Annotated in this window: 23 protein-coding genes; 5 read left to right on the top strand and 18 right to left on the bottom strand. The window is 50.1% G+C overall.

The window, feature by feature from the left end:
- Nucleotides 1–61: 61 nt before the first annotated feature.
- From gltX to DESLBE_RS14625, 5 genes are all read right to left on the bottom strand, one after another.
- Nucleotides 62–1528 (bottom strand): glutamate--tRNA ligase, encoded by a 1467-nt coding sequence (gltX, locus tag DESLBE_RS14605; RefSeq protein WP_144677425.1) that lies wholly within the window; start codon nt 1526–1528, stop codon nt 62–64.
- A gap of 29 nt (nt 1529–1557) precedes the next feature.
- Nucleotides 1558–2034 carry a 2-C-methyl-D-erythritol 2,4-cyclodiphosphate synthase gene (gene ispF, locus DESLBE_RS14610; RefSeq protein ID WP_144677426.1) on the bottom strand — a complete coding sequence of 159 codons (477 nt, stop codon included), beginning with the start codon at nt 2032–2034 and terminating at the stop codon, nt 1558–1560.
- Nucleotides 2035–2109: 75 nt separating this feature from the next.
- A complete protein-coding gene (ispD, locus tag DESLBE_RS14615; protein ID WP_144678658.1) occupies nt 2110–2838 on the bottom strand; it encodes a 2-C-methyl-D-erythritol 4-phosphate cytidylyltransferase in 729 nt (242 codons plus the stop codon).
- Nucleotides 2831–3997 (bottom strand): PIN/TRAM domain-containing protein, encoded by a 1167-nt coding sequence (locus tag DESLBE_RS14620; RefSeq protein WP_015942743.1) that lies wholly within the window; start codon nt 3995–3997, stop codon nt 2831–2833. The genes ispD and DESLBE_RS14620 overlap by 8 nt, the downstream gene beginning before the upstream one ends.
- A gap of 81 nt (nt 3998–4078) precedes the next feature.
- A complete protein-coding gene (locus tag DESLBE_RS14625; RefSeq protein WP_005810219.1) occupies nt 4079–4555 on the bottom strand; it encodes a CarD family transcriptional regulator in 477 nt (158 codons plus the stop codon).
- A gap of 201 nt (nt 4556–4756) precedes the next feature.
- Here DESLBE_RS14625 and DESLBE_RS14630 point away from each other — a divergent pair, with 201 nt between their 5' ends.
- Nucleotides 4757–5149, top strand: coding sequence for a hypothetical protein (locus DESLBE_RS14630; RefSeq protein WP_005810220.1), 393 nt, complete (start codon nt 4757–4759; stop codon nt 5147–5149).
- Nucleotides 5150–5284: 135 nt separating this feature from the next.
- Here DESLBE_RS14630 and radA read toward each other — a convergent pair whose 3' ends face one another.
- The 7 genes from radA to DESLBE_RS14665 form a co-directional block, all read right to left on the bottom strand.
- The gene (radA, locus tag DESLBE_RS14635; protein WP_144677427.1) at nt 5285–6634 is read right to left on the bottom strand and encodes a DNA repair protein RadA; all 1350 of its coding nucleotides are present in this window, start codon (nt 6632–6634) and stop codon (nt 5285–5287) included.
- Nucleotides 6635–6886: 252 nt separating this feature from the next.
- Nucleotides 6887–9367: an ATP-dependent Clp protease ATP-binding subunit gene (locus DESLBE_RS14640; RefSeq protein ID WP_144677428.1), complete on the bottom strand. Its 2481-nt coding sequence runs from the start codon at nt 9365–9367 to the stop codon at nt 6887–6889.
- A 37-nt stretch (nt 9368–9404) separates the two neighbouring features.
- A complete protein-coding gene (locus DESLBE_RS14645) occupies nt 9405–10457 on the bottom strand; it encodes a protein arginine kinase (protein WP_026198979.1) in 1053 nt (350 codons plus the stop codon).
- Nucleotides 10458–10461: 4 nt separating this feature from the next.
- Nucleotides 10462–10959 carry a UvrB/UvrC motif-containing protein gene (locus tag DESLBE_RS14650; protein WP_015942740.1) on the bottom strand — a complete coding sequence of 166 codons (498 nt, stop codon included), beginning with the start codon at nt 10957–10959 and terminating at the stop codon, nt 10462–10464.
- Nucleotides 10960–10975: 16 nt separating this feature from the next.
- Nucleotides 10976–11446 carry a CtsR family transcriptional regulator gene (locus DESLBE_RS14655; RefSeq protein WP_005810233.1) on the bottom strand — a complete coding sequence of 157 codons (471 nt, stop codon included), beginning with the start codon at nt 11444–11446 and terminating at the stop codon, nt 10976–10978.
- Nucleotides 11447–11671: 225 nt separating this feature from the next.
- A complete protein-coding gene (locus DESLBE_RS14660) occupies nt 11672–12085 on the bottom strand; it encodes a hypothetical protein (RefSeq protein ID WP_144677429.1) in 414 nt (137 codons plus the stop codon).
- A gap of 185 nt (nt 12086–12270) precedes the next feature.
- A complete protein-coding gene (locus DESLBE_RS14665; protein ID WP_005810241.1) occupies nt 12271–12699 on the bottom strand; it encodes a universal stress protein in 429 nt (142 codons plus the stop codon).
- Between the two features lie 151 nt (nt 12700–12850).
- Between DESLBE_RS14665 and DESLBE_RS14670 the strand changes: the two genes are divergently transcribed.
- A complete protein-coding gene (locus DESLBE_RS14670; protein ID WP_243131323.1) occupies nt 12851–14179 on the top strand; it encodes an MFS transporter in 1329 nt (442 codons plus the stop codon).
- 184 nt (nt 14180–14363) lie between these two features.
- On the opposite strand, the gene rbr is transcribed toward DESLBE_RS14670, so the two are convergent.
- Complete coding sequence (gene rbr / locus DESLBE_RS14675; RefSeq protein WP_005810244.1) at nt 14364–14948, bottom strand: rubrerythrin; 585 nt, start codon at nt 14946–14948, stop codon at nt 14364–14366.
- Between the two features lie 252 nt (nt 14949–15200).
- On the opposite strand from rbr, the gene DESLBE_RS14680 reads away from it, so the two are divergent.
- Both DESLBE_RS14680 and DESLBE_RS14685 read left to right on the top strand, forming a co-directional pair.
- Complete coding sequence (locus DESLBE_RS14680; RefSeq protein ID WP_144677431.1) at nt 15201–16424, top strand: MFS transporter; 1224 nt, start codon at nt 15201–15203, stop codon at nt 16422–16424.
- A gap of 39 nt (nt 16425–16463) precedes the next feature.
- Entirely contained in the window at nt 16464–17063 is a 600-nt protein-coding gene (locus tag DESLBE_RS14685) for an NUDIX domain-containing protein (RefSeq protein ID WP_144677432.1), read from the top strand.
- A gap of 48 nt (nt 17064–17111) precedes the next feature.
- Here DESLBE_RS14685 and panB read toward each other — a convergent pair whose 3' ends face one another.
- Nucleotides 17112–17948 (bottom strand): 3-methyl-2-oxobutanoate hydroxymethyltransferase, encoded by an 837-nt coding sequence (gene panB, locus DESLBE_RS14690; protein WP_144677433.1) that lies wholly within the window; start codon nt 17946–17948, stop codon nt 17112–17114.
- Between the two features lie 384 nt (nt 17949–18332).
- Here panB and DESLBE_RS14695 point away from each other — a divergent pair, with 384 nt between their 5' ends.
- The gene (locus DESLBE_RS14695) at nt 18333–20453 is read left to right on the top strand and encodes a PBP1A family penicillin-binding protein (protein WP_144677434.1); all 2121 of its coding nucleotides are present in this window, start codon (nt 18333–18335) and stop codon (nt 20451–20453) included.
- A gap of 5 nt (nt 20454–20458) precedes the next feature.
- On the opposite strand, the gene DESLBE_RS14700 is transcribed toward DESLBE_RS14695, so the two are convergent.
- The 4 genes from DESLBE_RS14700 to DESLBE_RS14715 all read right to left on the bottom strand — a co-directional run bounded on the left by DESLBE_RS14700 (nt 20459) and on the right by DESLBE_RS14715 (nt 23680).
- A complete protein-coding gene (locus tag DESLBE_RS14700) occupies nt 20459–20986 on the bottom strand; it encodes a hypothetical protein (protein ID WP_011459071.1) in 528 nt (175 codons plus the stop codon).
- 33 nt (nt 20987–21019) lie between these two features.
- Nucleotides 21020–21796 carry a YdcF family protein gene (locus DESLBE_RS14705; protein ID WP_018307189.1) on the bottom strand — a complete coding sequence of 259 codons (777 nt, stop codon included), beginning with the start codon at nt 21794–21796 and terminating at the stop codon, nt 21020–21022.
- Nucleotides 21797–22010: 214 nt separating this feature from the next.
- Entirely contained in the window at nt 22011–22850 is an 840-nt protein-coding gene (locus DESLBE_RS14710; protein ID WP_011459069.1) for an alpha/beta hydrolase, read from the bottom strand.
- 101 nt (nt 22851–22951) lie between these two features.
- The gene (locus DESLBE_RS14715; protein WP_005810266.1) at nt 22952–23680 is read right to left on the bottom strand and encodes a SprT family zinc-dependent metalloprotease; all 729 of its coding nucleotides are present in this window, start codon (nt 23678–23680) and stop codon (nt 22952–22954) included.
- Nucleotides 23681–23724: the final 44 nt, after the last annotated feature.

Here is a 23724-nt window from a genome sequence, read left to right on the forward strand (position 1 = left end):
AAATCAAAATCCTGGAGACTAACTCACGAGTCTATTTTCAAAAGCAGTAAGCCACATCCTATTAGCGGCTGCCGGCAAGCAAAGCTTTCGTCCCCGCCAAGCGGCTCAGCACATTCTCCAGCCCCAGCAGCGGGACAATGTCATAGAGCTCCGGTCCATGCATCTGTCCGGTCAGTGCGATCCGAATGGGCATAAAGACTTGTTTGCCGCCCAGCTTCGTTTCTTTGGTGATCTGCTTAAATAAAGGCTTCACCGTATCGACACGAATTGCCTCCAGGCTCTTTAATTTTTCCACAAAGAGGTCCAGAACAGCCGGGACTTGCTCCCCTTGCAGGATCTCCAGGGCTTCCCCTTCCGGAGCGGGGGCTTCTCCCCCCTGTACATAATGGACAAAATCCTTAACCTGAGCCATATAGGATAGGTGATTAATGATGGCTTGAACGTAGTGAGTCACCCAGGCCCGTTCCTCTTCGGAAAGGGTTCCCTGGGGAATAGCTCCCATCTCCCGGAGATAAGGCACAGCCAAATCTGTGAGTCGCTCGGGGTCCGCCTGCTTAATATAATGAGCGTTCATATAGTTTAGTTTATTCAAGTCAAAAACCGCCGGACTCTTGGAGACCCGCTCCAAAGAGAAGGCTTGGGTCATTTCCTCCAGGGTAAAGAATTCTTCTTCCCCTGGGGGAGACCAGCCCATCAGGGCAATGAAATTCACCACAGCCTCCGGCAGATATCCTTTGGCCTGATAATCGATAACCGCTGTATCCCCATCCCGTTTGCTCATCTTTTTTCCTTCAGTGTTGAGAATCAGGGAGATATGAGCGAATTCCGGAGTGGGGAGGCCTAAAGCCTGGTAAATCAGCACTTGTCGGGGAGTATTGGAGAGATGTTCTTCCCCGCGGATGACATGGGTGATATTCATAGTGGTATCGTCGATGACCACGGCAAAATTATAGGTGGGAATGCCATCGGACTTAACGATGACATAATCGCCGATGCCGTCGCTGTCAAAGACCACTTCTCCCCGCACCCGGTCGTTGATCAGGATCTGCCGGCCTTCAGGCACCCGAAAACGAACCACAGGTTTACGGCCCGCCGCTTCGTATGTTTGGCGCTCTGCTGCGGAAAGATGACGGCATTTGCCCAGGTAGCGGGGAGTTTCCCCTTTAGCCATCAAGTCCTGGCGTTCCTGCTCCAGCTCTTCTTCTGAACAATAGCAATAATAGGCGTCTCCACTGGCGAGAAGCCTGTCCGTATATTCCTGATAAAGAGCCAGACGCTCGGTCTGGCGGTAAGGTCCGTTGTCGCCGCCGACTTCGATTCCTTCATCCCATTGAATGTTGAGCCAGCGCAGAGCCTCCATAATATTGTGTTCCGATTCCCGGCTGGAGCGCTCCAGATCGGTATCCTCACTGCGGACGATAAAAACCCCGTCTTCTTTGCGGGCGAGCAGGTAATTAAAGAGGGCGGAACGTGCACCGCCGATATGTAAGGGGCCCGTCGGGCTGGGGGCAAAACGAACTTTAAGCATAGGTATCCTCCTTGAATAAATAGTTTAACTCAAACCTTAACCAGGCACACAATAGCCTGAGAACTGATTCCTTCTTCACGGCCTTCGAAACCCAGACGCTCCGTGGTGGTTGCCTTTACCGAAACGTTTTCCAGATCGGTTTTGAGAGCACGGGCGAGATTCTCCCGCATTTGGGGAATATAGGGAGCCAGCTTTGGCCGCTGGGCGGCGATGATGCAGTCAATATTGCCGACGGCATAGCCTCGTTCCTCCAGCAGCTTCATAACCTGTTCAAGCAGCTTCATGCTGGAAATCCCCCGATATCGCTCATCGGTATCCGGAAAATGCTTCCCCAGATCCCCCAGGGCCAAGGCCCCTAAGAGGGCATCCATGAGGGTATGGGTTAAGACATCGGCATCGGAATGACCCAGCAGCCCTTTTTCATGGGGGATGTCTATTCCAGCCAGTATGAGAGGACGTCCCGCCACCAGGGCATGAACGTCATAGCCAATTCCTACTCTTAGCATGGATTATCTCCTTTTGAACTTGCTGATCTAATTTATTGATTTAACTTATTGATCTTACTTCATTCGTTCCCTGAACTAGAGTGAATCAAGGGACCTGTCCCCATGATTCACCTGATTCATTCGCTTGGCGAGGATAGCCTCGGCCAGGTCCAGGTCTTCGGGAGTGGTGATTTTGATATTTTCCAGGGAACCCATCAGGGTTTGGACAGGGTGACCCAGCCATTCGATAAGAGCGGCATCGTCCGTGGTGAGGTACCCCGCTTCTCTTGCCTTATGATGGGCTTCTTCCAGGAGGGAGCGGGCAAAGACCTGGGGAGTCTGGACAGCCCTCAGGGTTTCCCGGGGAGGTGTCTCCAGGACCTTGCCCTGGGCATCGACTCGTTTAATCGTATCCTTGACCGGAACAGCCATAATGGCTGCCCTAAACTTTTCCGCCTCTGTAAAAAACCGGTTTAATTCCAGACAAGTCAAAAGGGGGCGGGCCCCATCATGGACCGCCACCCTTTGGATTAACGAGCTAAGAGCCTTTACCCCCGCAAATACTGATTCCTGACGTTCTTCTCCGCCTAAGACAATAGCGGAGACCTTCTGAAAACCTTCTGTACGAACCAATTCAGCGATTCGTTCCCTATCCTCTTTTGCACTGACAATTACAATCTCAGCGACAGCCCCGGACCGCTCAAAGAGCGAGAGAGTATGGGCGAGAAGCGGGCGTCCCTGTAAGGGGAGGAATTGTTTATTGACAGAGGCTCCCATGCGTTTTCCTTGACCTGCAGCAGGGATGATGACACCCAGCTTAACCAAGCGCATTCACCTCATTCGTCCCCGACAGGCCAATCGACTTTTTTTCAACAAGAGCTTTGGGTTTGGCAAAAATCATCCGTCCCGCGGCAGTCTGCAGTACACTTGTTACCAACACGGTGATGGTTTGCCCCATATAACGCCGGCCGGTATCCACAACGATCATGGTGCCGTCATCCAGATAGGCTACCCCTTGTCCCGGCTCCTTGCCCTCTTTCATCACCTGAACTTCCATTTCTTCTCCGGGAAGGACAATAGGCTTCACTGCGTTGGCCAGCTCATTGATATTGAGGACCTTAACCCCTTGCAGTTCCGCTACCTTATTAAGGTTATAGTCGTTGGTGAGGATAGGAGCGCCAAGATTCTGCCCTAAGCGGACCAATTTGCTGTCCACTTCAGAAATATCTTCGAAATCTATCTCCATGATCTCCACATTGTTTGCCAACTCTTCCTTGGAGATTTGGTTTAAGATATCCAGTCCCCGACGACCGCGGTTGCGCTTCAGCAGATCGGAGGAGTCCGCGATATGCTGAAGCTCTTCCAGAACAAAGCCCGGGATCAGAAGTGTGCCTTCAAGAAAGCCGGTCTGAACGATGTCCGCAATACGCCCATCGATAATCACACTGGTATCCAAAATTTTATAATTGGGCAGAGCTGCGCCAAGACTTTGTCTATTGCCATCCTTGCCCTTGCCTTTCTCTCCTTTATCCCCTTTAAATTTCGGAAGAAAGGTGAAGAAGCCCAAAACCTCTTCTTTGCGTTTTACCCCAATGATCAAACCTAAATAACCAAGGGAAACGCTTAAAATAATGGATATTACAGAGCCGATAATGGGGATGCCCCTCAAGGCACTGCTTAATAAACTAGCAATTATAAGTCCGATAATAACACCAACTGCTCCACCAATCAAATCGTGTGTAGGCACTTTAGTCATGCGGGCATCGAACCAGGAAATCATCTTCAAAAAACCTCGCATGCTCGCCGGAGCAATCAGGAAGCCGAGAATAGCAAAAATTGCTACCATCGCCACAAAAGCCCAAATGGGAGAAATCTGCCATCCCAGAGACTGGAGCACATCAAGTCTCATAAGAACAACATTAAGGTAAAAACCTATGGCACCTGCTAAAACCGTGATGATAACGCGCACAATGTTGCGAATCATCATTTCACCTCCTTTATCATATTTTGGCTGAAACCTTTTTTCATTATACAAGAAATTACCATATATTTTCAATTCTAAAATTTAGGCAAGAAGTCCCTTAATTCTCTCTGACATTTCATCTGCTTGCACACCCTCGGCCAGAATCAATTCGCTGACGAGAATCTGATAAGCATTATCATACATTTTCTTCTCACCTGTCGATAAGCCCTTTTCCCTATCCCTTTGAGAAAGACTGCGCACCACCTCCGCAACAGAATATATATCCCCGCTTTTTATTCGATCCATATTGGCCCGGTATCTTCTGTTCCAGGCCAAAGCAGGCAGAGTACTTTCATTTTCTAGAATTTTTAAAACCTGAGGCACCTCTTCGGAAGAGATAACCCCCCGTATACCCAATTGATTCACATTTTTTAAAGGTATATAAACCTTCATATTCCCTACGGGAATATTCATGACATAGTACTGATGGGACTCGCCAAGAACCTCCCGCTCTTCGATAGCTTCAATGATACCTGCCCCGTGCATAGGGTAAACCACTCTATCTCCGATATCAAACATTCAGATCCCCCCTTATACTCATTATAGCAATATTTAAATAGGGGGTCAAAAATTTTTTAATTATATCACAGACGAGCTATTCTGTCAATTTCTTGTTTTCTTCGAGTTTTATTTATCGGAATTAGAGGATTGTAGAAAATTGACAACTCCACCAACCGCTCGCTATAATTAAGGTGTCAGAAAGGAGTGAGGAAATAACTCATGGAAAATCTCACGGATCGCTATCAGATACTCGTTGAATCTCTCTTAATCCGCCACCAAAGTGTCTTGGATATCCTGACCAAGGGTCAGGAAGCCTCCGCTCGGGTCAATCGGGCTGTGGTCAAGACGGTAACTGATTGTGGCTGCTTAAGCATAGACGCCCGCAAGAAGCCTATCCCGGAAGAAGCGAGTTTTAGCGACTTAAAAAGTTTGCTGGACAGCCAGCTTGACGGTGAGCTTTGCGAAAGCTGCAAAGACATCATCGAAACGGAACTGGGTAAGCAGCTCTTCTACATAGCCGCCTTAGCAAACACCCTGGGAATTTCTCTTGACGACGTCATCCAAAAAGAAGAAACACGACTTTCTACCCTGACCATCTTTAACCTCACCTAGAACCCGCTCAATTCTGATGTTACCATGTGAACCTTAAATAAACCATAAACATTCTCTTAACTTTTAGTGAAAAATCTGTTACAGCCGTATCTTCAGGATGCGGCTTATTTTATATCCATTTCAAGCCCAGCAAGATTACTGCTCAAACATAACCTGAACAGCCTCCTCCACCGTCTTCACCGCAATCACCGTAAAATTCCCGGGAACCTTCACCGCTGAGACATTAATCCGGGGAATAATGCAGCCTTCAAAGCCCAGCTTCACAGCTTCCTTCACCCGCTTCTCGATCTGAGAAATCCCGCGCACCTCTCCGGTAAGCCCCACTTCCCCAATCAGAGCATAGCGCTTCAGCGGTCGTTCCCCCAGGCTGGAGGCAATAGCTGCAATGCAGGCCAGATCCACTCCCGGTTCATCGATGCGGATACCGCCGGCAATATTGATAAACACATCCTGGGCTCCCAGATGAAGGCCTACCTTTTTATCCAAAACAGCCAGGAGCATCAAAATCCGGTTGTAGTCGATTCCCGTAGCCGTACGGCGAGGCGGTCCATAGGTGGTGGGTGTCACGAGAGCCTGAATCTCCACCAGCAAAGGCCGGGAACCTTCCACGATCACTGCCACCGAGGAGCCGGGGGCCGTGGCTGAATTCTCTCCCAAGAACACTTTGGAGGGATTGGGAACCTCCACCAGGCCGTCTTCATGCATCTCAAAAACACCGATCTCATTGGTGGAGCCGAAACGATTCTTCACAGCCCTTAACAAACGATAAACATGATGACGGTCCCCTTCAAAATAAAGCACCGTATCCACAATATGTTCCAGGACTCTCGGCCCGGCGATAGCTCCTTCCTTGGTCACATGGCCGACGAGAAAGATGGGAATCTCCTCCTCTTTGGCTAACCGCATCAAAAAGGCTGCGCCCTCCCGCACCTGGCTCACACTGCCTGCGGCGGCCTGCAGCTCTTCCAGCACCATGGTTTGGATAGAATCGACGATTAACAGACCCGGCCCCATAGCCAAAGCCACGTCCCGGACCACCTCCAGCCGGGTCTCCGTTAAAATATGCAAACGGGATTCTTTAATGCCCAGCCGCTCCGCCCTCAGCTTAATCTGCTTCTCCGATTCTTCTCCAGAGATATACAGGACGTCCATGCCCTTGGCCAATAATCCCGCCGTTTGCAGAAGCAGGGTGGATTTACCGATGCCCGGCTCACCGCCCAGAAGAACAAAAGAGCCGGGGACGATTCCCCCACCCAAGACCCTGTTCAACTCCTGACTGCCCGAGCTGACCCGTTCTTCCTCCCGGATCTGAATCTCTGTCAAAGGCGTTGCCTTTACTCCTAAGGGGGTACGCTTGGCAGCGGCACGCTCTACAACTTCTTCAACTAAGGTATTCCATTCTCCACAGCCCGGACATTTCCCTAACCAACGAGGGCTTTCCTGACCGCAGGACTGACAAAAAAACCGCGTCTTCACCTTTGCCAAAACCCTATCCGCCTTTCCTCCGTATATGTTCTATAATACACTAACTCCCGCAAAGAGCTTTGGCTTGCGCCTCAAAGATAAAGTTGTGAAATTCATCCAACCCAATTATTATACGGCGCAGAGGGCTCAAAACCCTTTTCATTCCAGTGGGATCCGCTTAAGAATACAAAATTCATCAAGAGCGGTCACAGGATCGGCCACAAGAAGCACCATAGACTAACCCCAGGGCTAGTCTATGGCTCATCATTCAACCTACTCCGCCGCCTCGGCCTTTTTATTTCTACGGGCTTTGACTTTGGCGAATTTCATCTTGTCCTCTACGGCCTCAACTTTTATTTTGTCCCCGGACTTAAATTCTCCGAGGAGAATCTTTTCCGACAAGCTGTCTTCGATCAGGCGTTGGATAGCCCGGCGCAGCGGACGGGCGCCGAAGGTAGGATCATTGCCCTCTTTGGCAATCAGCTCAAGAGCACTCTTTTCCACCTGCAGATCATAGCCCTGTTCCTGGAGACGGCCATTAACCTGCTTCATCAAAATCTCGGTAATCTTCAAGAGTCCCTCAGTTTGCAGGGAATGGAAGACCACAATTTCGTCCACCCGGTTGAGGAACTCCGGACGGAAGGTCTTTTTCAGTTCCTCCATTACCCGTGAGCTCATATTCTTGTACTCGGTTTCCTCATCCCGGCGGGAGGCAAAGCCCAAAGCTTCTTTCTTCATGAAGGAAGCGCCCACATTGGAGGTCATAATAATCACCGCATTGCGGAAATCCACCGTCCTGCCCTTGGTATCGGTGAGACGGCCATCCTCCAGAACCTGCAGCAGGATATTGAAGACCTCAGGATGAGCTTTTTCTATTTCATCCAGCAGGATAACACTATAGGGTTTACGGCGGATGGCTTCGGTCAATTGACCCCCTTCATCATGACCGATGTATCCGGGAGGGGCTCCCACCAGACGGGAAACCGCATGCTTCTCCATATATTCGGACATATCAATGCGAATCAGAGCGTCTTCCTCACCAAATAAGGCTTCTGCCAAAGCCCGGGCCAGTTCGGTCTTGCCCACTCCGGTAGGCCCGAGGAAGATGAAGGAACCTACCGGGCGTTTGGGATCTTTCAATCCGGCACGAGCCCGCCGCACAGCGCGGGAAACAGCCTTCACAGCATCTTCTTGCCCCACCACCCGTTGATGGAGAACCTCTTCTAAACCCAGGAGCCGTTCGCTTTCTTCCTGAGCCAGCTTCTTCACCGGAATTCCTGTCCAACTGGCCACGATCTGAGCGATATCATCGGCGGTGACCTGACTTTGGCTTATATCCCGTTTACTCTCCCAGGTGTTGCGAAGCTGAGCAAGCTCTTCCCGAAGCTGATGCTCCTCATCCCGGAATTTAGCCGCTTTTTCAAACTCCTGACCTAAGACAGCCGCTTCCTTCTCACTCTTTAAGGCTTCGATCTTTTCTTCCAAAGACTTAAGATCGGGGGGAGCTGTAAAGGCTGCCAAGCGCACACGGGAAGCAGCCTCATCCATTAAATCAATGGCCTTATCGGGAAGGAAGCGATCCGAGATATAGCGATCGGACATCTTCACAGCTGCTTCCACCGCTTCATCGGTAATCTTGGTCCGGTGATGGGCTTCATAACGATCCCGTAAACCCAAGAGAATCTGAACAGCCTGCTCTACTGTAGGCTCTCCTACCGTAATAGGCTGGAAACGCCGCTCCAGAGCGGGATCTTTTTCAATATATTTACGATATTCATCCAAGGTCGTCGCGCCGATGCATTGGAGCTCTCCCCGGGCTAAGGCCGGTTTGAGGATATTGGCCGCATCGATGGCTCCTTCAGCCGCTCCGGCTCCGATTAAGGTGTGAAGCTCATCGATGAAAACGATTATGCGGCCGTCCACCCGAATCTCTTCCATGACCTTTTTCAGACGCTCTTCAAATTCCCCGCGATATTTGCTTCCAGCCACCACAGCGGAGAGATCTAAGGTAACCACCCGCTTGCCCGCCAGGGTTTCGGGCACTTTATTATTGATGATCCGTTGGGCCAGCCCCTCGGCAATGGCCGTTTTCCCTACCCCCGGTTCGCCGATGAGCACAGGATTATTTTTGGTGCGGCGGCTGAGGACCTGAACTACACGCTCAATCTCGTCTTCCCGTCCCACTACCGGGTCCAGCCTGCCCTCCCGGGCTTGCTGGGTCAGATCCCGGCCAAATTCATTCAAAGCCGGCGTATTGGCAGCTCCGTTATTCTTGGCTGCGCCGGGCCCGGGAGCACCGCCGGGCATGGGAATATCATCCGGTTGACCTCCTAAAAGCTGAACCACTTGCTTCCAAATTCTTTCCGGGCTCACCCCGAGATTGCGCAGCACCCGGGCCGCTACACCTTCTCCTTCCATCAGCAGACCGAGGAGCAGATGCTCAGTACCGATATAGCTGACCCCATGACGACGGGCTTCTTCATGAGCCAGCTCCATTACCCGTTTAACCCGGGGAGTCAGGCTTACCTCTCCGGTAAAAGGCTGGCCGATACCGGTCAGGTTGCCGATTTGTTCCCGGATTTTCTCCGGAGTCACCCCGATGCCATGAAGGGATTTGGCGGCGATACCTTCCCCTTCAGCCACTAAACCAAGCAGCAGGTGCTCGGTGCCAATCACATTGGAGCCCATGCGCTTAGCTTCGTCTGAGGCGAATTGCAGCGCCTTGAGGGCCTTTTCCGTATATTTTTCATTCATTTTGATTTCACCATCCTTGTTTTAATTCATTAAGCATTTATTTCACTTCGGCCATAGCCTTGCGCATATAACTGGCGCGCTCCTCATCTCGCTGCTCCGGACTAAGCTCCCGCTCCAAGCCATATTGCAGGGAAGCCGGCAAAGTCTCCACCAACAAAGTACTAAAGCTTTGCTGACGGGGAGGAAGAATTCCCATATCGACTCCCAGACGATCCAGGGACAGGCATTGCAAAGCATCCTCAGAGTTGAGAAGCCTGGCCTTTTCCAGGGTTCCCCGAGCTCTCCAGACCTTATCCTGGAGGACCAGGGGGGCCTCCCGGACCAAACCTTCCCGGGCATGAACCTCCTGTTCGATAATCTGACGGGTCACCGCTTCCAGATGAGTGATGGTATCCTCTTCACTCTTGCCCAGAGTGATCTGATTGGATACTTGATAGATATGCCCAAAGGCTTGGGAACCTTCCCCATACAAGCCCCGGACAGCTAAACCCAGATGATTGAGAGCCCCCAGCAGCTGCTGCACACGGTTGGTCATGACCAGAGCCGGCATATGCACCATCACTGAGGCCCGCATGCCTGTGCCCACATTGGTGGGGCAGGCGGTCAGATACCCCTGGGCTTCCCGATAGGCGAAATCCAAACGTTCCTCCAACTGATCATCCATGGTATTGGCCAGGAGATAGGCTTCCTTGAGCTGATCTCCCGGCAGCAGCACCTGGATTCTGAGATGATCCTCTTCGTTGACCATCACGGAAACCCGGTGATCTGAATTAATCGCCACCCCGCGAGCGCCCCGGGAGTTGACCAAGGCCGGGCTGATCAGGTGTTTTTCGATCAGCACATACTGCTCAATAGGAGTCAAATCCTTCATAGAATAGTAGGTTAATTTATCCTGATCGATAGTCAGGGCCTCCAGCTCAGCGGAGACTTTCTGTTCGATATCCTGAGCAGCTTCCTGGGAAAGCCCCAGAGGGAAAGGCACTCCTTCCAGATTGCGGGCCAGACGAATCCGGCTGCTCAGCACCACCGGGGTGTCCGGGTTTTCCCTCATCCACTCACTATTCTTCAGCAAATGTTCTTTTCTCTCCATAGTCTCATCCCCCCAGCTTCTGCTCGAGTTCACGAATTTGGTCACGCACCACGGCGGCTGCTTCAAATTCTTCCTTGCGAATGAGCTGTTGCAGCTTCTCCTTGAGTTTTTCAATCTCCGCTTTTTCGCGCAGGTCGGCTCCTTTGCGGGCAGGAATCTTGCCCACATGACAGCCGCCCCCATGGATCTTGCGCAGGATAGGCTCCAGCTCCGACTGGAATTTATCGTAACAGCCGCTGCAGCCCAGCTTTCCCGCCTGAGTAATCTCCGAAAGCCGGCGTCCGCATTGGGGACAGGCTTCTTCCTTTAAGGCCTGGGCATTGGTGGTAAAATTAAAAAGGGACTGTAAGAAATCCGGAATAATTCCCGGGCTGAAAACAAAGCTCACTTCCGGAGCATTCTTAGCGCAGTGATCGCAAAGGTACAGTTTGACCATTTCCCCATTGACGATCTTGGTAAACTGAACATTGGCCTCTCTCTGTTGGCAATGTTGGCAGAGCATAGTGATCCCCTCCTGTTTAATGCAAATCCTCACGGCTTAAGGTCAGAAGGATTCGTTTCATCATATGGGCCCTGAGCCCATTGATGGTGGGGCTTTCCGGACCCAGAGTTTCCCGGTGGAAAACAGTGCGGATGATCTCTTCTTCCCGCCGGGTAATAATCTCATCTTCAACCAGACGCTGCAGCAGATTAAAGGCTCGGCTCTCCCCCAGCTGACTGCCGATCAGCTGTTTCATGATCGTTTGAAAATCTCCGTCATCATGAAAGCCCAGGCGGACAATCCGCAAATACCCGCCGCCGCCGCGACGGCTCTCTACCAAATATCCCCGCTCTACAGAAAAGCGAGTATCAAGAACATAATTAATCTGAGATGGAGCACATGAGAACTCCTCAGCCAGAACACCCCGTTGCAGGATAACATAGCCCTCCGCCGATTGTTCCAGGATCCGCTTCAAATAAACCTCGATGCGGTCCGCTAGATTTCCCATTACACGACACTCCCTTGACTATGACATTCTTTGACCTTATGACCTTCTTTGACCTTTGATAATATTTTACCCTAAAAATGCATTTTTGCAAATACTTTCAGCAGATTCTTTCTGCACATCCTTACCGAACTATCCTTCCCGATTTCATACAAATCATTGCATAGTGTTATCCGGGGCGGACAGAGGGAACAGCTGAGGATAAATAAAAAACTTCGTTTTTGCCAATCAAGCAAAAACGAAGTATGCCCATGTCCCCAGGGTGATGCATCCCGTTAAGGATAAGATGATATAGACTTTGGTTCCCGACCAAAAGGGCTGGTCCTCTGCCAAAAAGTCTTCAGCAAAATCCTCATCAGTATCCTCTTTAAAATTAAAGCTTTCCCGGCCCTTTTCATTATGATTAAAGTTCCTGCCCTGACCCTCACTATTAAAAGGACCTCTATCCGGAACCTTTGTCTGCTCAATATCCTTAAAGGAAGGCTTCTTCAGGAAGTCCCCGGACTCAGCCTCTATGGTCCCCAGGTCCACAGTTTTCCTTAAGGGCCCTGCCGTCCGGGATGCAATATCCTCCCAATGAATCGTACCCTTTAATAGATAGTCAATCTCCTCTGAAGTGAGGCGAATTTCTTTTTCCTTCATGTCTGCACTACGCTCCTATTGGGTTTAACTTACACATTTTGGTATTCGCTAAAAAAAGAAAAAACCCTGCTTGCCATAGCAGGGCTAAAGGCCTATTTATCCAAGAATTTTGTACTAATTTGCCGGACTTTGCTGCGAATCATCTGATTCATAAAACAGAACCAGTCTAATAAACAGTGCTCAGCCTACTTCACAAGCAACACCGGAACCGGTGATTTCTGCAATACCCGTTGGCTGACGCTGCCCAGGACAGATCCCGTGATCGGTCCATAGCCATGACTGCCGATGACTACCAAATCAATACCATCCTTCTTAATCTGATCGATAATCTTAATAACCGGGTGACCAATCTCCAGCACCGTCTTCGTCGGCACTCCCTCTGCGGACACTTCCGCCATAGTCGCATCTAAGGCCATCTGGCCATTCTTGGCAACGTCCTCCTGGGAAAAAACATAGCCATAAGGTACAGTGTTGCCCCAAAGAGCTTGCGGTGTATAGGTCACATGAATGAGTACAATTTCTGATTGAAAAAGTCCGGCCAGCTCGACAGCCGTCTTAAAGGCCCGCACAGAGAATTCGGACCCATCTGTTGGAACAAGTATCTTCTTATACATAGAAATTGCCCCCCTTCTTTTAAAGACTCCCGGCTAGGATTCTTCTTACTTTAATTTTAAGTAGTTATTTTTCAAAAAGCAACTTATAATAGTGTTTTATAGGACATTTTTAAAATGTAACAGGTCGGCTTGTTTATCATCTCAGAAAGAAGTGGGAATTTTGCAACCCTATGTAAAATCATTCCGTTATGGCTGGAGCAGCTGGAGCATCTTAGTCATAGCCTTCATTACCGTCTTTTTTCACCGCTTATCCGTTGGCTCCGTAGCAGACGAACTGACCCGGGAAATTCCCATGAATTCAGTGACTCTGGGGAATCTGACCGCCATGAATTATTACGCCTACGCCCTGATGCAAATACCCGTAGGCATCCTGGTGGATCGCATCGGTGTCCGCAAAATCAACTTCTGCGGGCTCTTAGTCACAGCGGCCGGAAGCATTCTGTTCGGACTGGCCCATACCCTGGAAGCGGCCTATCTCTCTCGTTTCCTGGTCGGCATCGGCTCCTCGGTGATTATCGTCTCCATCTTCAAGATTCAAGCCACCTGGTTTCCCCTTTCACGCTTCTCCGCCCTGTCGGGGCTGACGTCCTTCTTTGGTAATTTCGGCTCCTTACTGGCCCTCTATCCCCTGACCTTTCTCTCCCTGACCTTCGGGTGGCGGAATGTCTTTTATTGGATGGCCGGCATCTCCCTCTTGTTGGCCCTTCTGGTACTCTGGGGAGTGCGGGATGCCAGGACCGAAATTTACAGCCCCCCTCGGGAGACAGCCGCAGCCGGTTCAACAGGTCCAACCGGTTCAGTCAGCCCCTTAAGCCGAAAGCATTCCCAAACCCCAGAACATACCTCCACCGCAGTAAAGCCCCTTCCTTTCCTGGCTTACCTCAAGGAAAGTCTCTCCTGCGTTCTCAAGAATCCCCGGACCTGGCCCAATGTGCTGATCCTTTTCGCCTTTACCGGATCCAGCACCACCTTGCTGGGACTGTGGGGAATTCCCCTCATGACTCAACTTTACTCTCTCGATAAAGCCACCGCAGCGGGATATGTGACTTTTGCCACCTTCGGCTTCATCCTGGGCGCTCCTTTAATCTCCCTTTGGGTCCGTTTGCTGAAGGGGATCCGCCCGGCTCTTTTAGCCGGAACGGGGCTTAACCTGCTGTTGTGGGTATACATCGTCATCATTGCCGGCGGCCGCCCGGCAGCAGAGCTCTGGCCCGCCTTTTTCTTCATCTTCGGCCTGCTGATCATGACTCATATTCTCGCTTTCTCCAATGTCACCGCTGTCAACCCTCTTAACTACAGCGGCATGGCCACAGCGATTACCAATATGGCCGAATTCATCGGCAGCTCCCTGGCCAGCTTAACCATCGGTTTGATTTTAGATTTCAGCGGCAACCCCAGTGCCGCCTGGTGGGTCATCCTGAGCATGGCTGCTCTAGGCTTTATGGCCGCCCTGTTGATAAAGGAGCAACCTGCAAGTTGATTCTCCAGGATTTTGCTTTAGGCGTTCACTCCATAAGCTGCGCGGAGCAATCTAATCGCTTAAATCTGTTCTCTGCCTTAAAGCAAAATCCTTGGGCTGCTTTGCAGGTCTGAGTAGTTCAACTCTGCAAAAAACAAAGAACCCTTTACGGGTTCTTCGCAATATCCTGATCTGGAGCAGGTTTTTAGTATACTTCCGGCAGGGGCTTGAAATAGCCTTGAGGATGTTGGCAAGCCGGGCAAAGATCGGGAGCTCCGGAGCCCTCATGAACATAGCCACAGTTCTCACATTTCCAGGAGATTTTTTGATCTTTTTTGTAGAGAGTGCCATTTTCCAATTCAGCGGCCAAGCGGGCATAACGCTCTTGATGGTGAGCTTCTACCGTGGCGATTTTGCGGAAGGCCACGGCGATATCGGCATAACCTTCTTCATCAGCAATATCGGCAAAGGTATTGTAGTCGATTACTTCTTCACCTTCACCGGCGGCTGCGCTCTTCAGGTTGGCCAAAGTATCCCGATAGTTGAGAGGATAATCGGCGTTCACACGGAAAACCTCGGTTTGGTCACCGGCATATTTTTGCAGGAATTTATAGAATACTTTTGCATGCTCTTTTTCGTTGTCTGCAGTAGAGATGAAGATGTTTTGAATGGCTTGGTGTCCTTCATTCTTGGCGACGCCGGCGTAAAAGGTATAGCGATTGCGTGCTTGAGACTCCCCCGCAAATCCATTGACTAAGTTCTGAAATGTTTTTGAATCCTTGAAATCCATTGATACAAACCTCCCCGTTTTTGCTTTTGGTAGTATACCAAGTATTGGTCTTTCTATACTTGGCTCAATACACTTTTGTTAAATTCTTCATTTAGGTTGCTTTTCCTGCCTCTTTTCCTAAAGTTTTTTAAAATCATTATTGATTACCCGATTTTAGAGATATTATTTTCCTAAAAGTGGATTGTTATTTTTTCTTTCCAGTGATACGTTATTATGGCGGCTACTATCTTTAACTACATAAGAGGTTATACTATGAATACACAGTACCTGAATAAATTCAATATCCCACAGCCCATCCTGGTTTTGATCATCGGAGGATTTATCCACTCAGTGGGCAGCTCCTTTATGTGGCCCCTGAACAGTATCTTTATGCATAATATCCTGGGACGTTCCCTCACTGAAGCAGGAGCCCTTATCTCTCTGCAGGCTCTGGCCACCTTGGTGGGACAGTTTATCAGCGGTGTCCTGGCCGATCGTTTTGGTTCCCGCAGGGTTATGATCTATGGATTGATCGGCGCGATTCTTCCCCTCATCTTAATCAGCTGCTTCCCTATTTGGGAAGTGTATGCTCCCGGCCTCCTTTTCTATGGTTTTGCAATCGCCTTCATTTTCGTGCCCATCAACGCCTTAGTCTTTACCCTCTGGCCTGAAGGCGGGCGGCGGGGATTTAACCTGCTCTACGTGTTCAACAATGCCGGAGTAGCTGTGGGAACAGCTCTAGGCGGCTTTATCGCCGCCCTGTCCTTCAAATTGGTCTTTTTGCTCAACGGTCTTTTCTTTTTTATTTATCTTTTAATGGTTCTTATCTTCTTGCCTGCCAAAGATATCCAGAGCAAGCCCTTGAGCAAATCCCGGGTTAAAGTGCCTATTTTTAAGGATCGCGGCTTCCCTGTTCTGATCGCTCTTTGTGCCGCTATCTTCCTTATGTGGGGTGCCTATATCCAGATCAACACCGTTCTGCCAGTGACCATGACGAATCTGGGGTATTCCTTGCCCCAATACAGTATTCTCTGGACCTTAAACGGGGTGATCATCGTCGCCTTCCAACCGGTCATCCATTGGATTATCCGCCACTGGGCGCCTACCCTCTCCCGTCAATTCTATGTATCCTGCCTATTTTACGCCATAGGCTTTCTGATGCTGCTGGGCAATTTCCCTTACCCCTCTTACTTCATCATGATGATCATCATCACCTTGGGAGAAATGCTGGTTCTGCCCGGTGTTCCGGCTGCAGCCGCCCTCATCGCCCCGGAAGGAAAAACAGCCACCTATCAGGGGGTCGTGGGAGGAGCTGCCTCCGGCGGCCGTGCCCTTGGTCCTATTCTGGGAGGATTGGCCTTTGACCATTACGGCGGCAACATGGCTTGGGCTTTGGCCCTGGTCTTTGTCAGCATCGCCCTGTTGCCCTTCTATCTCTATCAGCGTCGGGAAAGAACCTTCACGCAAGGAACCGGCGCCAAGGAGCAAGCAATTTAAACTAATTGAGCCAAAAAAACATTAAAGGGATGAAATGCTATGCCGCTACCAATCGTTGACTATAAATTCTGCCCCCAATGCGGGAAACCTCTCCTCAGCGTCGATTTCTCCGGCCAGCACCGTCCTCACTGCCCGGATTGTTCCTTTGTCTTCTGGGGGAATTTCTCCTTAGGGGTAGGAGGAGTGGTCTGGCATGAGGGCAAGGTCCTCCTGGTTCAACGGGCCCATAATCCCGGCAAGGGGAACTGGACCATCCCCGGAGGCTATGTGGAACAAGACGAGCAAATCGCCATTGCCATCACCCGGGAAATCCGGGAAGAGACCGGCATCCACGCCAAGCCCCTTTCCGTCATTGCCTTGCGGGATCGCCCCGGGGAAAAGCACGATGCTTATGTCGTCTTTCTCCTGGAATACTTAGGGGGCACTTTGCAGGGTGAGCCTGAAGAAGTAAGCGATTTGGGCTTCTTCACCCTTGAGGAATGCGAAAACCTCCCCATCGCCCAGCTCAGTCTCAGTGTGATCAAAGCTTCCCGCACCCTGCTTATCCCCACCTCTCCAGGCTTTCTGCCCCAGACAGGGGTAAAAATGATCGGTGGCGATCAGGCTATTTTATATCAGATATCGAAGGAGCAAGAATAACAAAAGCAGCATGCCATTAGAAAAAATGGCCATGCTGCTTTCTTAGCTTTAGCCCCTGCCTCCATACAAGGTTTTTAATTCCTCTTCCTTCATGGTAAAGCTGTGCTCATCATCGGGGAAATTCATACTTCTTACCTCATCCGCATAGTCCTGCAATCCTTTGAGCATGAGTTGATCAGCATTGGCATAAGCTTTGACAAACTTGGGAGCCCGGTTCACCCCATAGGTGAGTATGTCATGGTAGACGAGCACTTGCCCATCGGTATGAACACCTGCGCCGATGCCAATGGTGGGAATTGTCAAGTTCGTGGAAATTTCCTGGGCCAGCTGCTTGGGAATACACTCCAGGACCAGGGCAAAGGCCCCTGCCTCCTGGCATTCCTTCACATCCTCCAGCATTTTGCGGGCGGCTTCCCCATCTTTACCCTGAACTTTAAAGCCACCGAGAACTGCCGCAGTCTGAGGTGTCAGACCAAGATGGGAGACTACAGGTATCCCCGCGCGGACAAGAGCTCTGATATGAGGGATCATTTCATCCGCCCCTTCCACCTTCACAGCCTGGGCCCCCGTCTCCTGAATAAGCCTTGCTCCATTGAGCAAAGTATCCCTGATGGACAGATGGCAGCTCATAAAAGGCATGTCCGCCACGATAAACGTATTGGGAGCCCCGCGCTTAGCTGCTTTCCCATGATGGATCATGTCTTCCATGGTGACATAAACCGTAGAGTCGTAGCCCAGCACCACATTGCCCAGAGAATCCCCCACTAGAATTATGTCCGCACCCGCTTGTTCGGCCTGCTTGGCTGAGGGGTAATCGTAGGCGGTAATCATGACAATCTTTTTCCCCTCATTTTTCATCACCCAGAAGTCTTTTGTTGTTTTCAACGTTTTTCCTCCTTTTTTCAGGAGAGAAGACAAAACAGAGCAACAAAAAAGTTCCCCCTTGTCAGAAGGAACCACACAAAACACAGCACTGTTTTATCCCTCTGTCCCGGTCCGTATTGGCTACAGGCAGTGTAATATTGAATGGTTCTTACGAAAAGGTGCAGTTCGAATGATACTGCCCAAATCAAGTATAGCAGATATTATCCGGATCGGCTACAGAAGAAAAACAACGGCTCATGGCACCCCCCTAAAACCTTTCAGGCTTTTCGTATATCTGAATAAATACCTATAGCAAAACCATCAGTCATTAAGACCGATGGTTTATTTCTTTGTTTATGATTCTTTGTTTATGATTCTTCTATATAATCCAAAAGGAGGCCTATCATGAATAATTCCCCGGACCCTCAAGGGAAATGGCAAGCTTATCTTAGCAAGGCCTTAGCAAAATGCCGCACCTTTAAGTTCCCTGCTTTCTATAAAAAACCTAAATTCTGGCGCAACCTGGCCATCCTTTTTTTGTTCGTACTGCTGTCCGGCCTGGGCGCCGGTTACTATTGGATCTCCACCCTGGATGTAAGCAAGCTGGAAAGCCCCCTGGCCAAGCCCACCTATATCTACGACCAGGCAGGCAACAAGATCTCGCAGCTCTCTTCCTCCCGTATTGAGCCCGTAACTCTGGAACAAGTCCCTCAGCTTACACAGCAGGCCATTATCGCTACCGAAGATAAACGCTTCTATGAACACCAAGGTGTGGATTTCCGCTCCATCCTGCGCGCTCTCATCCAGGACCTGAAAACCCGAAATTTCTCCGAGGGGGGCAGCACTATCAGCCAACAGCTGGCGAAAAACCTTTTTCTCACCTCAGACAAGACCCTCAGCCGCAAGTTGAAGGAAGCCGGCTATGCCATTAAAATTGAAGCCACCCTCTCCAAGGAAGAGATTCTGGAAGCCTACCTCAACCATATCTATTTTGGGGAAGGCCGCTGGGGACTTCAGGAAGCCGCCCGTTACTATTTTGGCAAAAATGCCGAAGAGCTGAACCTGGAGGAATCCGCCCTTCTTGCCGGCATCCTCAAAGGCCCCACCATCTACTCCCCTCTCCAAGATAAGGAACTGGCTCTCCAGCGCCGGAACATCGTCCTCGCCATGATGGCCGACCAGGGCTATATTACCGCCAAGGAAGCCGCTCAGGCTACTGCAGCGCCCATCGCCCTGCGCACCAAGCCTTTAGATAATTTATCCGGCAAATACGCCCCCTACGTGGATTATGTCATCGAAGAAGCTATCAACCGCTATGGCTTTACAGAAGATCAGATTCTCACCCTTGGTCTGCAAATTCATACCCAAATGGATGCCAAGGTTCAACAAGCCGCCGAAACCGTCTATAAAGATGACCAATTCTTCCCCCAAGGCCAGAGCGATCAAAAGGTCCAAAGCGGCATCGCCATTCTTGACCAGCATACCGGGGCTATCCGAGGTCTGGTGGGGTATCGGGGAGAAAGCGCTTTCCGCCAGTTTAACCATGCCTCCCAGCTCAAGCGCCAACCCGGTTCCATCATCAAACCCCTGATGGTCTATGGCCCCGCTTTAGAAAAAGGCTATCGCCCTGATGCCCTCCTCTATGATGGTCCTCTGGATCTGGACGGTTATGCGCCAAAGGATTGGGACGGCCAAACCCGGGGCTGGGTGACCATGGAAGAGGCCATTCAGCAATCCTGGAACATCCCCGCTGTCTGGTTATTTGATCAAATCGGCATCGACACCGGAAAAGCCTTTGTGCAAAAAGCCGGCATCCCTTTAACTGAAAAGGATGCCCATTTAAGTCTGGCTCTGGGTGGATTTGCAGAAGGAGTCTCTCCCCTGGAGATCGCCCAGGCCTATACCGCCTTTGCCAATCAAGGGCTCATGCACACAGCTCACGCCATCACCAAAATTACCACCGCCGACGGACATGTCTTAGCCCAAATGCAGCCGGAAAGCGTCCAGGTCACAGAGCCTGCTCACGCCTATACCATGACCCTTCTTCTCCAAAACGTCGTCCAGCAGGGAACCGCCCCTAAAGCCGCTCTGGGCAGTCGTCCCGTAGCCGGAAAAACCGGTTCTGTGGAGTTGCCGCCTACCCAAGAGTTTGCAGGTATCAGCAAGGGGCAAAAAGATGTCTGGTTTGTCGGTTACACGCCTGAGCTGACCGCTGCCATCTGGATGGGCTATGATCAAACGGATCGGGATCATTACCTCACCACCTCCGGCGGCTCGGGGCCTGCCGTCGTCTTCCATGAAGTCCTCTCTTCAGCCCTCAAGGACACCCCTATCAAACCTTTTGAGGTTCCCGCCGGGTATGTGAAGGATTGGAATATCTGGCCCGAAGGCTGGGATGATCAGGATGAATACGACCAAAACAAGGATGACGATAAAGATAAAAAGGACAAAAAGGGTAAGAAGAACAAGAAAGACCCCAAAGATAAAAACGAGTTCTGGGACCTTTTTCAGGATCTATGGAGCTAGTAACCTTATGTCCTGTCGTTATCTTTCTTAACGATTCTTAACCTATCCCGCGGCGAGGATGCCAGCTCCTTGATGCCCTGGAGCCGCCGCGGATAGATCAGCAAATCGGCTTCGAGGGATTGGCAAAAGGCCTCGATATCCTCAGGATTAATGGCGAAGTCCATTGAAAAATAGGCAGGTTTACGCAGGGTATGAACCCAATCGGGACAGGTTTCATGACCTAAGGTAACCCGCAGCGTCTCGATTTTTCCATTCTCTCCCCGAAGAGCTTGAAACAGGAGGTTAGGCTCAATAAACTCCAGCACCTCTGACTCCGGCTGTTTATAAAGTATATCCCGTGCCCATTTAATCAAAATTCCCGCTTCCCAGGTTAATAGACTGGGGGCTCTTTTGACCCAAGTCTTTTCCCCATGTTTGCAATAGACCTCCACAATCAGCCAATTGGAGTCAAACCCCAGATCATTGTCTTTATCAGGAAACTCATATCCCACAATCCTTAATGAGAATTCATCTCCATGACTCCCTCTGAGCATAGTGCTAATCCTCCTTCTTCAAAGCGTCTTTCTTTACCTGTCAATAAGAATGGACTTTACCACAGCAAAATACTCGCGAAGATAAGCATTGGGTCTGATATACCAAGGGGTGGAGCAAGGCACCCCCACAGGATTCAACCCATTGCGTTCGGCTAAAATCTTGGAACGAAACATATGAAAATCGCTGGTGATCACCAGCACCGGTTCAGCCGGATCAAAGCCCTCCAATTGATCAAGCAAAACGCGGGAAAACCGGAAGTTTTCCATAGTACTGGTGGAGCGATCTTCTTTGAGGATTCGCTCCGGGGCAATTCCCTGCCCGATCAAATACTGAGCCATGGCCTCCGCCTCGGGAATCCATTCCCCTGGTCCTTGGCCGCCGGAAACCACCACCTTCATCTGCGGGTTTTCTGCTAAGATTCCTACCCCCTTATCCACCCGCTCCCGCAGAGTCCAGGAAAGCTGCTCCCCATTCAGACCTGCGCCCAGGATGATCAAAACCTTCCCCTGTTCAGGTATTCTATCTTCTGTGTTCCATAATATTAATCCCTCAATAATGAAAAAGGAGCCCAGCAACAGAACGATTCCCCAGCGAATTAGTTTGCGCAACCCTGGAAACCGCTGGCTAAAAAGCGTATTTCTAAACTTATCCCCCCATAATCCCCATAACAAGAATAAGCTCCCTACTCCCGCGGGGAGGATAGTCCCTAAATTGACTCCACCCTTAAGACCGGTTACTACGATTGTATCGAGGATCCCGATGATCCCTGCCAGGATGCTAAGCCAGGAACCCCAGCTTCTCTTCACCATAGCTACACCCCTAACCATTGCCATTGTTACACACAAATTTGTGAATTTATTGTTAAATAGCAACATTATCTATTATGACATTTCTAGGCATATTCCTGCTATTTTTTCTATTTTTAAACAAAATATCAAATATAAAAACAGCAAACTATAAAAATCTGCTGTTTCGCCTTAAATTTGGGATATTTTAGCATTCATTTTAAAAATTAAAGGGATTTTAGCAAAATTTCACCCGTCGCTCCAACCAGTCCACAATATCCGCCAAAACCTCTTCCCGCTCCGGCTCATGAATCAATTCATGATAAAGCCCTTCATAAAGCTTGAGGGTCTTATCCCGAGAGGAAATCTCAGCGAATATCCTTTGGGAGGCCTGATAAGGAACGAGTCGATCACCGGTTCCATGGAGTATGAGGCAGGGCAATTGATAGCGGCCGGCTTTTTCCTGAGCAAAGGCCACTCCCCGACAGGCAAACTGATAGAAAAAACCCAGAGTTGCATACCTTAGAACCAAAGAATCCCCATCGGAAATTTTGCGCACAGCCATGTTCCGGGTTGTCTTGCCGCTCAATTTAGGGCGAATTCTGAGCCGCTTCAATACTACATTCAAGAGTTTAAAGAGAAAAGTCGGAATATATTCCGTTCCCACAGGCCTGGCCAAGGCAGCTCCGCTGAAAATCTGCCCCTGCAATTTTCCCGGGTGGAGAATCCCATAATTAAAGCTGATTAATCCTCCCATACTATGGCCAAACATGAAGAGAGGCTGTGTTGGGTGAAGCTCCCGAACATGATCCACGAAAACATCCAGATCCTCCAGGAACACCTCAAAGCGGTCCAGATGACCCCGCTCAGCCTCGGAATGCCCATGGCCCCGATGATCCAAAGCATAAGCCCCATAGCCATGCTCAGCCAAGAACTCCATAAACTGAACATAAAAGCTGGAATGCTCCGCATAGCCATGGCAGATCATCACCACAGCCTTAGGATGGGCGGGGAGTCTTTGCCGATAATAGATCCTGGTTCCTTCTCTGGTTTGAATAAGCTGACAGCCTTGCTCCAAGTTGTGTCACTCCTTTATCGTATGCAGCTCCGTTGCAGTCCCGGTGTCTATGGAAAAATCAGCAGGCCCTCAACCTGCTGATTTTTTGCACTTGTACTCGGCTAAATAACCAGACTATGACCCTTTTCCCGCAGCCAGCGGCGGTGAGCGGCATGCTCCGGACAGTAACGGGCCACATGCTCCCAAAACTCCGCCGAATGATTCAGATAGATAAGATGGGAAAGCTCATGGATCACCAGATAATCCAGCACCGGCTCCGGGGCCATAACGGCCCGCCAGTTCAGATTGATATTGCCCAGGCTGGAGCAGCTTCCCCAGCGGGTTTTCTGCTCTTTTAAGCGGAACTGGTTATAGGTTACTCCCATTTGGCGGCTCCAAAGATTAAGCTTCTGGAGAAACACCGCACGGGCTTTTTGCTTATACCACTTGTCAAGAATCTCCCGAACCGCTTCCTGCCGCTGTTCTCCCTGAAGCTCCTGAGGCATCTTGATCTCTAAGGTTTCCTGGTCCTTTCTGTAAAAGGCACTGATCATTTTATGAGGGGTATCGATGATCTCCAGGTTCAGCTCTTTTCCCAGATAGGAAACCTTTTCACCCGTTTCATACACCCTTGGGGGCTTAACCATCGTTTCTTGAAGCTTGGTCCAATTCTCTAAGATCCACTCCTGATTCTTCTCAATGAAGGCCTGAATCTCACCCTTGGCAGTACGCGCAGGAGCAGATACTCTGACCTTTTCGGGCGTAATGCGGATGGAAATTCGCTTGATCCGGGAGCTTTTTCTTTCTTCATAAGGAATAATCGTCTTTCCCAGCTTCAAAGATGAGGGCATATTATCCTGCTCCTAATTACTTTATTCGGTAACTTTCAGCCGTA

The organism is Desulfitobacterium sp. LBE (assembly GCF_007830365.1).
Taxonomy (GTDB): Bacteria; Bacillota; Desulfitobacteriia; order Desulfitobacteriales; family Desulfitobacteriaceae; genus Desulfitobacterium; species Desulfitobacterium hafniense.